Below are 13,702 nucleotides of genomic sequence, written 5' to 3' on the forward strand. Positions count from 1 at the left end.
AAGACATGTCATTTGTAGAATCGCTACCAATTCTTCGCAACTTTTTTGGATGTTCGGCGGCGTCGTATACAAAAACAAACAGGCCAGGCGATACGGTTACGCATGTGCAGGTCATGCCAGGCGCGACGTTAAAATACGAACTGATAACCGATGAATTATGTTTGACCGCCGCCAGTGTAGGTGGCGAGTATGAATGCAAGACAATGGCAGACAGTGAATAATCAAACCTCATGAAATGAGGTTCCCATTGATTTTTTAGTCCATGTCAGCGCAGCGCAGGAAAATTGCCCGTCATCTGGAAAAAAGCCCGTCATTAAAACGGGAACTGTCGGAAATGGCTGTTGAGTCCTAGGCGATGCCGTGTTATCTGCAACCGCGCTCGCTGATACGCTGCGCGACGATTTCATCCTGGACTGACATACTGACAGTGACGAATCGGTCACAATGGCCGGTTTTTTTATGCCTGCGCGGCGTGTGCTGCGTGAAATCGTGTGCAGGATAGCGGGTGCAAATCAACAGAATTCGCGCAGCGTCACGGCAGGGAAGGGAGCAAACTTATGGGCCAGAAGTTTTTTGGCATGCACGAATCCAGCCGCCTTAACATGTCTTTTAAATGTTCTGGTGCATTTAACATAATATACATTATGCGCACTAATCTTGTAGAGGCTCAATGCTAATGTCTATTTGTGGCTCATTTTATAGGAATGTCCAGGCTATAGTTCTCAGATCTGTATATCTAAACAACGACTCGCATTTTCCTGATGAGACGTTTTCTATGGCTATACATGACGCCGGGATGTTCACCAGTGAAAGAAATCAACCGCCTCAAAATCCTGCAGGATGTCATCGACCGCAATTTACGTCCCGGTCAGGCTGCTGAGATGCCCGGCATTACGCCACGCCATTGCAGCCGGCTGCTGAAACGTTATCGTCAACTCGGACCACTTGGCATGAGCAACCATAGTCGTGGCCGCGCTGGTAACCGTCTGTTGCCAACTTCACTGATAGATCAGGCACTCCGTATAATCCGGGAGCACTACCGTGATTTTGACCCCACGCTGGCGCGGGAAAATCTGGAGGAAGTTCACGGTCTGGTTCTTGGCAAGGAAACTATCCGACGCCTCATGATAAAAGCCGGAATCTGGATCCCTCGCAGACAACGTGCGCCGAAAATTCATCAGCCTCGTTACCGGCGGTCTTGTACTGGCTAACTGATACAAATTGATGGCTGTGACCATCACTGGTTTGAAAACCGGGGGCGACCCTGTACTGCTCTTGTCTATGTTGACGATGCCACCAGTCGCCTGATGCACCTGCTGTTTGTGAAATCTGAATCCACAGATTGAGGACAGCGAGCACAGTCGCCGGGCCATCGGTAAATATATCGAAGTCTGGCATTATACTGACGAGCATAAGGAGCTGCGGCTGAATGACGTTCTGCTCCCCTATTCCACCTTCGACCTGTTATCGGAGGTGGACCCCGTCGCAATTATTGATAATAAAAGACTGGGTCATGTGCTTGAAGTTGCGCGCCAGGTCCAGAGAAAACGGGACAATAATCGCTCACTTAAATAAAGAGATGTCGTAAAAATGCCAGCTCAGGCCTGCGCTGCGCCAAAAAATCAACTAACGGATTGAACCACTCTGGACGCTGCCACTGCGAAAAGTCAGGACAATTCGCTGTCGTCATCGGACTATTCATCAATGGATGTTCAATCATTGGTGTACTTAACCCTTGACGTGCTCGCCAGTTTTTTACCGCCTGATATTCAAATGGCCAGAGTAATAGATCCTGACGCTGAATTTCATAGCCAGTCAAGCAACAACGCTTATCGCTATTATGAAAATCAGTCCACTCAAGATGCTTATCGCATAGCGTAATCAATCCGGTGCGGACTAGTTCATCATCTGATGACAATAAAATGTTTTGGCAAAAGTCCAGATAGACAGGATCAACACGCACTTGCATTGCTTCCCAGTTTGCAGGACATATGGATATGTGTTACCTATCCCTTCTTCTCTCTTTTTACGGCAGGACCAAAAAAGGCAAAAAAGGATCTTTTAACATGTCTTCGTCATACGTATGACTACTTTGATACCGATCCTGGTCAGGACGATGCAATTTACGCAGATGGACAGCCAGATTTTGTCTCTGTACGCCAAAGGTGTTTCAGAAGTAATTGAGAACCATTAATCCTGGGCCAGTGAATCCTGAAGAGTTCAGAACCAGCCTTAAATGTTAGCCCCCTCCCACTCCCCGCACTCCTCTGAAGTTTGCCAGTGCAGTCCGCTGCTCCACCATCAACTGACGAGTGCTTCGAAGAGCCTTCATATCCATATCCTGCTGCTCAACTGTTTTGATGGCAACGAAATGATTTCCTGGATTTATTGATATTGAGGATGAATGGTCAGATTGCCAGGTTGATGGCGAAAGATTGAATGAAGATATTACACGCGCAGTAGATAACTATTAAACATGGAGTTTTTCCGAAAAACCTTAGGGAGTTTAAAAACAAGTTATTATATTCGCCACTTCACTATATCATCCTGCTGCTATTGGTAAATCTGCACCTGATACACGAGAATCATACACCACTAGTACAAAAGATTTATGAAAAAAGCGATGTCTGGAGAGGTGTAAAAAAATTAACAGCCTCAGGAATGAGACAAACGTGCAGTATTACCAACACTGAATGTTCTTGGTTGGGTGATTTTTAAACACAAGGAAAGGGTAAATTATGAACAAAACCGTGTATGTACCAAGCTACTTCCAACCTATCTACAAAGAGGTAACGGTCAAAGTTCCCACCGGAAATACAAAACGATTTCTTGGATTTATTGATATTGAGGAAAAAATCCGCAAAAAAGAGGTAGTGCAGGAAGGATGGTCAGATTGCCAGGTTGATGGTGAAAGATTGAATGAAGATATTACACGCACAGTAGATAAGCTCAACCAAGACGGATTTGAAGTTATTAGCATAACGCCAGTAACGTCCGGAAACTGGGGATTTAAATATGACTCAGGGTCTATCAACAATGGAACCGGCAGAGGTGGATATGGTTACGGATATGGTTACTCTTATACCGAAGGTGTTTTAATCCTCACAAAGGAAAAGGGAGCTTATTAAATATGGAGTTATTCCGAAAAACTTTAGGGGGTTTAAAAGCAAGTTATTATATTCGCCATTTCATTTTTGGCGCGATAATTTCAACATTCTTTATTTACATCTCTATGCAGAATCCTTCTGGGATGAAGGTGGGCAATGTAATATTCTTTGTTATCAATGCGTTACTTTATCCATATGCAAGATTCGTATATGAGCAGGTTGTTTCGTTCATAATGGGTGAAAATGTCTTCTTCATCAATGCGATAGTGATGTTAATGGCTAAGGTCATCACAATGTGCTTATGTTGGATATTTTCAATATTTATCGCTCCAGTTGGATTGGCATATCTTTATTATTATCATTCTAGGGGTGATTAGGTATTGGAAAATAGCAATTGGTTCGCCCAATGACGTTATGCTAAAAAGGCCGTTGCGGGATCCGATTTTCGCAGCGGCCTTTTCAACAGCCGTACATTATGCGCATTTAAATTGTAGAGGCCCAATGCTAATGCCTATTTGTAGCCATTTTTGTCCAGGTTTGTCGACCAGTGTCCTGAGCACCCAGATGGCCGCGCTGCGCCTGGGTATCTCTGTCCGTCACTTCCGAGTGTGATCTTACTCACATAATGTGGACGCTCTAAGCGAGGTTCTGGACATCTGAAATTAGCCTTGAAAAAACCGTCAGCTGCCCGCATCACTGACCGGGCTGGAGCTGAATCCCCTTCGTGAAGGATGCTTTTATTAGTACTATTAAAGGTGCTATATTTAGTCATCAACCAGGAGGTAAATTATGGCATTTCAAATTTTAACGACTACTGCAGCAAGCATTACAGAACTGAAACGTGATCCAATGGGAACTTTCAATGCCGGAGATGGCGCTCCAGTTGCCATTCTTAACCGTAATGAACCGGCTTTCTACTGTGTGCCTCCGGCACTTTATGCTCATCTTATGGATATTCTTGAGGATGAAGAACTCGGTCGTATTATCGATGAGCGTGCGAATGAACGCGTCATTGAGGTCAACATTGATGACTTATAAGCTGGCATTTAACGAATCAGCACTAAAAGAGTGGAAAAAACTGGGTCATACCATACAGGAACAGTTTAAAAAAAAGCTAAGGGAACGGCTTGAAAACCCTTGGGTTCCGGCTTCTCAATTACATGGAAGAAAGGATCAGTACAAAATTAAGCTGCGTGGTGCAGGATACAGACTGGTGTACAGCGTCGAAGATGAAATTATCACGGTAACTGTCATTGGTGTTGGAAAGCGTGAAAATGATGCCGTCTACAAAATGACACGACACAGAAGCTAATCACTCAGAAAATGCTCTCTTTCCCGTCAAACGATACGACAAACAGGCTCAGTTCTTTTATGTGACGGCACCTTGACATATGCCACGTATATGAAACTATGGCCTACGTTGTGTATGTGACATTCATTTTATTCCCGCCCGAAGTGTTTACGCTATCTGAGGATAACATTATGACGCAACGTATCGCGGTTTTTCCTGCTGACCGCCATTCTCTGTATGAGGAACATGGGTATTCCGCAGCCATCCGTTCTGGTGATTTACTGTTTGTTTCAGGCCAGGTAGGCAGTCACACAGACGGAACGCCGGAGCCTGATTTTCAAAAACAAGTGAGGCTTGCTTTTGAAAACCTGAAAGCAACACTGACTGCAGCAGGATGCACATTCGATGACATAGTGGATGTCACCACCTTCCATACCGATCCAGAGCAACAACTTAACGACGTGATGGCGGTGAAACAGGAGATATTTGCCCATCCCCCTTATCCTAACTGGACCGCTGTTGGCGTTACCTGGCTGGCCGGCTTTGATTTCGAAATAAAGGTTATTGCCCGAATCCCCTGATGCTTATTCTCGGTAAAACCGGTAGCATTGTACCGGTTTTATTTTATTCATCCCTGCCCTTCATCCTGTATGATTAACATGCAATCACCAAACATATCGAACTGACATGACTGGATATCTTCTGAGGCATAGGCCTTCATGAGTAGATCAACCCCAGCAAACTGACCAGTTAACACCATATGCGTCGTTTTTGGCTGATGTAAGTTCGTTAGCAGGCAGTCAACCACTTTCAGTTGATAACCTGGATGTATATAAAGCGCAGTCCAGCCAGAACTTGCTTTTAGGCAATTGTGCTCTCTCGAATACGCGGATTCCAGACATCGTGTAACGGTAGTTCCTACGGCAAAAATACGTCCGCCATTTTGCTTCGCAGTATTAATGATATCCGCTGTTGCTTGCGGAACCTCGTAGTATTCTTCGTTGATAGTCACTTCCTCTACACATTTTGTTTGTATTTTTCTATTGGACAACATTTCTGTTGATGCAACATGTAAAGTGATGAAGGATATTAACCCACCTTTATCTTTGATTCTTTGGATAAGATCCCAGGTAAAATGAATGCCGGCAGAAGGTATTTCCAAAGAGCCATACTTTTTAGAAAAAACGGAACGGTAAGCATCTGGATATTTATAAAATAAGCTGGAATCCACATACTCATCAAGACGCTCACCATGACTGGCTAAATAGCAAATTAAGGCATCATGATTTTCTACGACGGCCCGGTACCGGCTCTCTTCGCTAAACTTTTGCTCTACCTTAATGGAAATTTCAGGATTATCAACCAAATAGAAAACATCATTCGCGTTAAGCCTTTCTTTTAAAAGTCCGGAAATAATTACTCTATTATTTGGTAAAAATCCCTCTAAAACAATTTTAATTAACCTATTCTGTCTTGTTTTACAGATAAACATATGGTTTATTATAGTACTGTCGTTAAAACAGATTACATCACCTTCTTTGATATAATCTGTTAATTTACTAAAGTCTACCTTATGAATTTCCCCTTTACTCCGGTTGAGGACAAGCATTTTACACTTTTCCCTGTATGAATCATTGGCTATCCAATGAGGTCTGAGTGGGATAGTCATCTGATCGGTAATGCGAAAATCATATTTTTCGGTAAGCATATATTTACCCTTTGAAAAACCATTGATACGGCGATTGTTATATAGCCGTATTCTGCATTATACGTTGGCCTTTCAAAGGGTGAAAATTAACTCAATAAATGTTGTTGTTATATTTACTTTGCTGGCTATTTAATCAATGTCAGATACCGATATTAAGCTGGACGATCGGATTTGACCGCCCTTTTCTTTTGCTTATTCCGGCATTGAAGCATCGCTATCCATTGCATCGGCAAACTTTTGCATTAACCGAACAAAGACATCAAGTTCATCCTGAGGCCAGTCTTTAAAAACAACTTTGCCCATTTGCTCTCGAGCAGCGTCTATACGCTCCGTCATCGCCTTTCCTGTCCGGGAGATAACGGCCTCGCGTATACGACGATCGATGGCATTATGCTGCCGTATTATCAATCCCAGCTTCTCCAGTTTGGCGACCTGTCGGCTTACCGTCGTATAATCACGACCGGCACGTTCGGCTAACTCAACAACGCCAATCGGCCCTAAACGTTCGATACTAATAAGGATCGAAAATAGCGCGCGATCGAGTTGAATCCCCGCCTCTGCAATTAATTTCTCATCATTACGAGGCCGGTTAAGCGCGCTCACCACGCGAATCAACGCACCGTGAAGCGCCTTCATTTGCTCGGAAATATGTGTATCTTGCACATTTTTATTTTCTGACATAGCATGTCTCCTCTTATGTGCATAATACACATATCGGAGAGACGATGACAAGATACACCACTACAGATGTACTGATCTGCGGCGCTGGCGTTACCGGGCTTACTTTAGCCATCGAACTGGCGCGTCACGGGGTCTCATTTCGCCTGATTGAGAAAAGAACGACGCCTTTTATCGGCTCCCGCGGTAAAGGTATTCAGCCGCGAACGCAAGAAATCTTCGAGGATCTTGGGATACTCAATAAAGTGGTCGCTGCCGGCGGGCTCTATCCCCGATTACGAACCTACCGTCACGACGGAAGCTACGTAGATTCAGATATTGCGCATCATACAAAACCGACCCACGCCGAACCCTACCACCTGCCATTGATGGTTCCACAGAACGTGACAGAAACGATTATGCGGGAGCAATTAAAAGCATGGGGACATCGGGTGGAGTTCGGCTGCGAGTTACGACATTTTGCGCAAACCCCACGCACGGTCACCGCGTATGTTGCCGGGCCGGCTGGAGAAGAGGTCATCATCGCGCATTATTTGATAGGCGCGGATGGCGGCGGAAGCTTTGTCAGAAAAAAATTAGGCGTCAGCTTTCCCGGCCGTACGTTGGGAATCCATGCGCTTGTGGCTGACGCTTCACTTTCCGGTCTGAACCGGGATGTATGGCACCATTTTAACGATGGCGATATGGCGCGGATGATAACGATTTGCCCTCTCGCCGGCACGCAGCTCTTTCAAATCCAGGCGTTGTTGGCCCCGGACGACTCGCAGAATTTCTCAGCCGACGTGCTCACGGCTTTTCTTACTGAGCGAATCGGGCGGACGGATGTTCGCATCCATTCGATTCCCTGGGTATCGAAGTACCAGATGAATGCGCGCATAGCGGAACATTACCGTGTGGGTAAGGTATTTTTAGCCGGTGATGCCGCTCATGTGCATCCGCCGACGGGTGGGCAAGGGTTAAATACCAGCATCCAGGATGCCTATAACCTGGGATGGAAAATGGCAGCCTCGCTGCGGGGCGCAGGAGAAGAGCTTCTCGATAGCTATGAACAGGAACGCCGCCCGGTAGCCGAATCACTGCTCCACCTTTCTACCCGATTACTTGACTCTCAAAAACAGGGTGGCATCAAACGAGAACGCGACGTTCAACAACTTGACATCCAGTATACCAACTCCCCCTTAGCCCACACGTTGCCCGAACGTCAGCATGGGTTACAAGCGGGAGAAAGAGCTCCGGATGCTCCTCTTTTGGGCGCCGGCGGCCAATCATTACGATTATTTCAGTTACTCCAGGGTCCGGACTGGAATCTGTTGGCCTACGAAACCCACGGTAAGGTCATCGATGCGCGGCGAGGTCTGCGTATTCATCACATTGGCGAGCAGGACGAGCTCATCGATACCCTGGGGCACTTCCGGGAGTCCTATCATCTGGCCCCGGGTCAATGCGTGCTGATCCGACCCGATGGCTATGTCGGCGCATTCTTTCACGGCAAACAGAGCAACGATATTGAAAATTATCTCTCTCGTTTTGCCATAGGGATTAAAGATGAATACTAATGTCTATGAGAACACCGACAGCGAAACTATCACCTCGCTCAACAAGCGTCATATTTTGCCTGTTTTCCTGCTTGTCGGCCTTTACGCCGCCAGTACAGCGGCTGTGATGTCGGTACTGCCTTTTTATATCCGCGAGATGGGCGGTTCGCCGCTTATCATTGGAATCATCATCGCCACTGAAGCTTTTAGCCAATTTTGTGCGGCGCCCCTGATTGGCCACCTTTCCGATCGCGTTGGCCGCAAGCGAATACTGATTGTCACGCTGGCTATTGCGGCGATAAGTCTACTATTACTCGCCAACGCGCAATGTATCCTGTTTATCCTGCTCGCCCGCACGCTTTTTGGCATTAGCGCCGGGAATTTGTCAGCCGCCGCAGCCTATATTGCCGATTGTACGCACGTCAGAAATCGGCGCCAGGCAATCGGTATCCTCACAGGCTGCATTGGTTTAGGCGGTATTGTCGGGGCAGGCGTTTCCGGGTGGCTATCGCGTATCAGTCTGAGCGCGCCGATCTACGCCGCCTTTATACTTGTCCTTGGGTCTGCCCTGGTCGCGATTTGGGGGTTAAAAGACCCTTCCACAACATCACGTACCACAGATAAAATAGCGTCGTTCTCTGCCCGCGCTATTTTAAAGATGCCAGTCCTTCGCGTCTTAATCATCGTAATGCTTTGTCATTTCTTCGCCTATGGCATGTACTCTTCACAATTACCTGTTTTTCTTTCTGACACCTTCATCTGGAATGGGCTTCCCTTTGGGCCAAAAGCGTTAAGCTACCTGTTAATGGCGGACGGGGTTATTAATATTTTCGTTCAGCTATTTCTGTTAGGTTGGGTGAGCCAATATTTTTCGGAGCGAAAGCTAATTATCCTCATCTTCGCCCTTCTTTGTACTGGATTTCTCACTGCGGGTATCGCCACGACCATACCAGTGCTTATTTTTGCTATCGTTTGTATTAGCATCGCTGATGCGCTAGCCAAACCCACTTATCTTGCCGCCTTGTCCGTCCATGTATCGCCTGCCCGACAAGGTATCGTCATCGGAACGGCACAGGCATTAATCGCAATCGCTGATTTTATATCCCCCGTATTGGGCGGATTGGTCCTGGGTTATGCCCTGTATGGCGTCTGGATCGGTATAGCTATCGCTGTCGCCATTATTGGTCTGGTGACGGCAATGATTTACCTTTCAAAAAGTTCACCGCTAATAGTGAAACCAGAAACAAAATAATGTGACAACGTCACAAATATTATTACTCCCTTCTCCCCTTATTTATCAAAAGTATTGTGCTTATATTGAATGTTTAGGAGGTATTTATGGAAATTATGCTGGCTGGCATTTGCCCTTGTAACGCGCGGGGAAAGCATGAAAAAAATATATCTCGTTGTTATCGTACTGTTTTTCATTTCTACAAAAGTTTATACACTACTTCATAACAACATCTTCTTTTGTCGAAACAGCCCGGAGTGTGATTTGTCTCATGTTCTCCCCGACTACCGGGAGCAGATTTCAGGCACACCGCTAAAATATACCTTGATTAATACAACTCCATTAGCACAGGTGGTAGTCAGACACTATGAATTACTATCGCAACACTGGTCGCCAGATGACATGGTAACCCCTGCGCAATGGCGACATAACGTTGATATTTATATCCCTGAAACGGCAAAAGAGCACCATGCTTTGGTGGTTGTAAACAACGGAATTAATTATGATAAAGGCGTACAAATCACTGGTAAACCCGGTGATTTCCCTCAGGAAACACTGGCAAGCATCGCCCGTGATACGAATACCATCGTAATATCAGTGAGTGATATACCTAACCAATATTTAACCTTTCAGGATGATAAAAAACCACTGAAAGAGGACGAGAGCGTTTCCCGAAGCTGGGCATTATTTATGGAAGCGCCGGAGCAACGTGAGTTAATGCCTTTAAATATTCCTATGGTCACTGCCATATCGCAAGCGATGAGATTAGCAAAAAAGGAGTTAACGCAATGGAATATAAATTCCTTTATCATTACAGGTATTTCAAAGCGTGGGTGGACCACCTGGTTGTCAGCTATTGCCGATCCTGATGTTGAAGCAATTGTTCCCTTCGCCATTGATCTACTTGATATTGATGCTTCACTTGAGCATATTTATCAATCATACGGTGGAAATTGGCCCATTACATTCTACCCCTACTACCAGCAAGGCATAGATGAGAAAATAAAATCCCCCACATTTACCCAGCTAAGGCAAATAATAGATCCGCTAAGATATCTCAACACTATTTATCAACCCCGCCTTGCAATACCGAAATATATTATTAATGCAAGTGGCGATGATTTTTTCGTACCAGATAATACTCGTTTTTATTATAGCAAACTTCCTGGCGTAAAATCATTACGTATAGTGCCTAATATGAACCACTACTCAATTAACCAGTTCGCTGAAGAAAGCCTCGTTCCATTTATTAATAGGCTTCAAAGTAAAAAAACATTACCACAGTTGATCGGCCTTATTCACCACCATCTTCTTACGGTCTATTTCTCAGAAGCGCCGGTAAAAGTCGTTCGCTGGACAGCCAACAATCCAAATGCGCGTGATTTCCGTTATGCCTGTGGCATCCGCTATCAGCCGCTTACAATAGATATTCCCGCCAACAATAAGATCAGTATTACGTTAAATGAACCGAAGACAGGTTGGGAAGCTACCTATATCGAAGCCACTTTTAATGATGGCTATGTCGCCACGAGTCAGGTTTATATTACGCCCGATGAAAAATACCCACAGACAGCGCCACCTTCTGTTAACGCCGCATGTCAAACGTTACCGGGGCGTGGATTAGGGGAAAACGATAGCCCCGATTGAATTTTCAAGTAATTGTCTGATTTTAAAGAATTTTATCCATCACGCTTGCGATGGATAAAAATCCTCTGCGATAAATTTTTGTTATATTGATCACGTTCTAACCACAAGAGAGGTGATTTGAAAATAACCTTAAAATATTGTGGTCAGGCCGCTAGACCACAATAAGAGGATTAATCATGAAAAGAAAAACAATGGGATGGCTTATCGTTTTTCTTCTATTTATAGTTTACATGCTCAACTATATGGATCGTTCAGCATTGTCGATAACTGCCCCCTTGATCGAAAAGGAGTTAGGATTTAACGCCGCGGAGATGGGAATGATCTTCAGCGCATTTTTTATCGGATACGCCCTGTTTAATTTTATTGGTGGCTGGGCCAGCGATAAAGTTGGGCCAAAAACGGTTTTTCTCATCGCAGCGTTACTATGGTCTGTATTTTGTGGCTTAACTGGTTTGGTCACCGGATTGTGGACAATGCTTATCGTGCGCGTTCTTTTCGGTATGGCTGAAGGACCGGTCAGCGCTGCCGGAAATAAAATCATCAATAACTGGATTTCCCGAAAGGAGTCTGCCACGGCGATCGGAATTTTTAGCGCCGGTTCCCCGCTCGGCGGCGCGGTGTCCGGGCCGATAGTGGGCCTGCTGGCGTTATCCTTAGGCTGGCGCCCCGCATTTGGCATTATTTTCTTATTTGGCCTGGTCTGGGTACTGCTGTGGTACTTTATCGTTAGCGATAAGCCAACAATGAGTAAACGCCTGGCGCCGGAAGAACGCATTGATTTTGAAAATCATGAGGACGTTATTTTATCTGATGATGGCCGGGCTACGCCTTCACTCGGCTATTACATGAAACAACCAATGGTATGGGCGACAACTCTGGCTTTTTTCAGCTACAACTATATTCTTTTTTTCTTCCTGACCTGGTTCCCAAGTTACCTGAACCATTCGTTACATCTCGATATTAAAGAAATTAGTATCGCCACGGTAATTCCCTGGGTCATCGGTGCCATTGGTATGGTGCTCGGCGGCGTCTGTTCTGATGTAATTTATCGGATTACCGGTAATGCTCTGCTCTCACGTCGACTTATTCTGGGCGTATGTCTGGCAGGCGCGGCGGTATGTGTTGCCGTTTCCGGTACTGTTAGCACTATCGGCAGCGCAATTACGCTCATGTCAGTTTCACTCTTCCTGCTCTATTTAACGGGCCCAATTTATTGGGCGGTTATTCAGGATGTTGTTCATAAAGATAAGGTAGGGAGCGTCGGCGGAGCCATGCATGGCCTGGCTAATATATCTGGCATTATCGGTCCGCTTGTCACCGGTTTTATCGTTCAATTTAGCGGTAAATATGACTATGCGTTCTATCTGGCTGGTGCTATCGCTATCGTTTCAAGCCTGTTGGTCTTCGTGTTTGTAAAAAGTAAAGGATTCAAAGCCAATGAAAGTCAAAGCTGTGTTCATTAATAAGCCTGGTGAAGTTGAAACCCGCTGGGTGGATTATCCCCATAAGAAAGAAAATGAAGTATTAATTAAGGTTGATGCCGCAGGCATTTGCGGATCGGATATCGGGGCTTTTCGTGGAACGAACCCACTGGTTACTTACCCAAGAATTATTGGGCATGAAGTGACCGGAATTGTTCTTCAGGAAGGTACCGGAATGCCGGACAATATTAAAAAAGGCGACCGCGTGATTGTTGACCCCTATATTTATTGTGGTCACTGCTACCCTTGCTCTGTCGGCAGAACTAACTGTTGTGAAAATTTAAACGTCATTGGCGTGCATGTCGATGGCGCAATGCAGGAGGTGGTTACTCATCCCGCACATTTAATTCATAAAATACCAGATAATGTGCCTTCTGAAATGGCGCCGCTGGCAGAACCGCTGACCATCGCTCTGCACGCGCTGCACCGGGCAAACGTTAAGGCTGGGGAATATGTTGCCATCATCGGCGCGGGGGCCATTGGTCTTATGGCGGCATTAAGCGCGCGACATTACAAGGCAACGCCTATTCTGATCGATATTGTGGAAGAAAGGTTACGCTATGCGCAAAAGCTTGGCGTTCCCTATGTGCTGAACGCCGCTGACGATCAGGTTATCGACGCTATTAAAAATATCACCCACGGCACCATGGCGCAGGTCGTGATAGAAGCCTCCGGCGCAAATAGCGCTATTCGAAATACGCTTGATTTAGCATCGTTTGCTGGTCGTATTTCGTTTACCGGATGGCCAAAACAGGAAACGTCGCTGCCGACGAACCTGATCACCTACAAAGAACTGGATTTACGCGGTTCCCGCACCAGTGCCGGTGAATTTGATGAGGCATTACGCATGCTGTCAACGCTGGAGATTAATCCGCAAGATATTGTCAGTAAGGTCGTCAATCTTGATGAGATCCCTGATGCAGTTAAAGAACTTGATCGCTATCCGGAGCGCTACTTAAAGATTAATGCTGTTTTCCATTGATTTACGGCGAGTTCTACCGCATGGCATATCCGCCATGCGGTG

Annotated in this window: 12 protein-coding genes and 3 pseudogenes; 11 read left to right on the forward strand and 4 right to left on the reverse strand. The window is 45.7% G+C overall.

Annotated features, from left to right (window positions below; translation table 11 throughout):
• Positions 1 to 785: 785 nt before the first annotated feature.
• Positions 786 to 1,566 (forward strand): annotated as a pseudogene (locus NA986_RS04125) (hypothetical protein); the annotation flags it as partial.
• Between the two features lies 1 nt (position 1,567).
• Here NA986_RS04125 and NA986_RS04130 read toward each other — a convergent pair.
• Together NA986_RS04130 and NA986_RS04135 are read right to left on the reverse strand one after the other, a co-directional pair.
• Positions 1,568 to 1,981, reverse strand: a pseudogene (locus NA986_RS04130) (hypothetical protein); the annotation flags it as partial.
• A gap of 291 nt (positions 1,982 to 2,272) precedes the next feature.
• Positions 2,273 to 2,383: pseudogene (locus tag NA986_RS04135) on the reverse strand (IS110 family transposase); the annotation flags it as partial.
• Between the two features lie 355 nt (positions 2,384 to 2,738).
• Between NA986_RS04135 and NA986_RS04140 the strand changes: the two are divergent.
• From NA986_RS04140 to NA986_RS04160, 5 genes are all read left to right on the forward strand, one after another.
• Positions 2,739 to 3,128, forward strand: a complete 390-nt coding sequence (locus NA986_RS04140) for a hypothetical protein (RefSeq protein ID WP_023216421.1) — start codon at positions 2,739 to 2,741, stop codon at positions 3,126 to 3,128.
• Positions 3,129 to 3,130: 2 nt separating this feature from the next.
• Entirely contained in the window at positions 3,131 to 3,484 is a 354-nt protein-coding gene (locus NA986_RS04145) for a hypothetical protein (RefSeq protein WP_000418733.1), read from the forward strand.
• A gap of 412 nt (positions 3,485 to 3,896) precedes the next feature.
• Positions 3,897 to 4,145 carry a type II toxin-antitoxin system Phd/YefM family antitoxin gene (locus NA986_RS04150; protein WP_000885424.1) on the forward strand — a complete coding sequence of 83 codons (249 nt, stop codon included), beginning with the start codon at positions 3,897 to 3,899 and terminating at the stop codon, positions 4,143 to 4,145.
• Entirely contained in the window at positions 4,135 to 4,419 is a 285-nt protein-coding gene (locus NA986_RS04155; RefSeq protein WP_023216422.1) for a type II toxin-antitoxin system RelE family toxin, read from the forward strand. Before NA986_RS04150 ends, NA986_RS04155 begins: the two co-directional genes overlap by 11 nt.
• 170 nt (positions 4,420 to 4,589) lie before the next feature.
• The gene (locus tag NA986_RS04160; protein ID WP_000194089.1) at positions 4,590 to 4,979 is read left to right on the forward strand and encodes a RidA family protein; all 390 of its coding nucleotides are present in this window, start codon (positions 4,590 to 4,592) and stop codon (positions 4,977 to 4,979) included.
• A gap of 47 nt (positions 4,980 to 5,026) precedes the next feature.
• On the opposite strand, the gene NA986_RS04165 is transcribed toward NA986_RS04160, so the two are convergent.
• The gene (locus tag NA986_RS04165) at positions 5,027 to 6,106 is read right to left on the reverse strand and encodes an S-adenosylmethionine:tRNA ribosyltransferase-isomerase (RefSeq protein ID WP_023216423.1); all 1,080 of its coding nucleotides are present in this window, start codon (positions 6,104 to 6,106) and stop codon (positions 5,027 to 5,029) included.
• Between the two features lie 192 nt (positions 6,107 to 6,298).
• Entirely contained in the window at positions 6,299 to 6,787 is a 489-nt protein-coding gene (locus tag NA986_RS04170; protein WP_001293634.1) for a MarR family winged helix-turn-helix transcriptional regulator, read from the reverse strand.
• 44 nt (positions 6,788 to 6,831) lie between these two features.
• Between NA986_RS04170 and NA986_RS04175 the strand changes: the two genes are divergently transcribed.
• From NA986_RS04175 to NA986_RS04195, 5 genes are all read left to right on the forward strand, one after another.
• Entirely contained in the window at positions 6,832 to 8,340 is a 1,509-nt protein-coding gene (locus NA986_RS04175) for an FAD-dependent oxidoreductase (protein WP_000199412.1), read from the forward strand.
• On the forward strand, positions 8,330 to 9,571 hold the full coding sequence (locus NA986_RS04180; protein ID WP_079940873.1) for an MFS transporter: 1,242 nt from the start codon (positions 8,330 to 8,332) through the stop codon (positions 9,569 to 9,571). Before NA986_RS04175 ends, NA986_RS04180 begins: the two co-directional genes overlap by 11 nt.
• 69 nt (positions 9,572 to 9,640) lie before the next feature.
• A complete protein-coding gene (locus tag NA986_RS04185; RefSeq protein WP_072319978.1) occupies positions 9,641 to 11,197 on the forward strand; it encodes a PhoPQ-activated pathogenicity-related family protein in 1,557 nt (518 codons plus the stop codon).
• Between the two features lie 176 nt (positions 11,198 to 11,373).
• Positions 11,374 to 12,660: an MFS transporter gene (locus NA986_RS04190; protein WP_000824240.1), complete on the forward strand. Its 1,287-nt coding sequence runs from the start codon at positions 11,374 to 11,376 to the stop codon at positions 12,658 to 12,660.
• Positions 12,635 to 13,660 (forward strand): zinc-binding alcohol dehydrogenase family protein, encoded by a 1,026-nt coding sequence (locus NA986_RS04195; RefSeq protein ID WP_023216425.1) that lies wholly within the window; start codon positions 12,635 to 12,637, stop codon positions 13,658 to 13,660. The genes NA986_RS04190 and NA986_RS04195 overlap by 26 nt, the downstream gene beginning before the upstream one ends.
• The last annotated feature ends 42 nt before the right edge of the window (positions 13,661 to 13,702 follow it).

Origin of the sequence: Salmonella sp. NW177 (assembly GCF_051811585.1) — a bacterium.
GTDB lineage: Bacteria > Pseudomonadota > Gammaproteobacteria > Enterobacterales > Enterobacteriaceae > Salmonella > Salmonella enterica.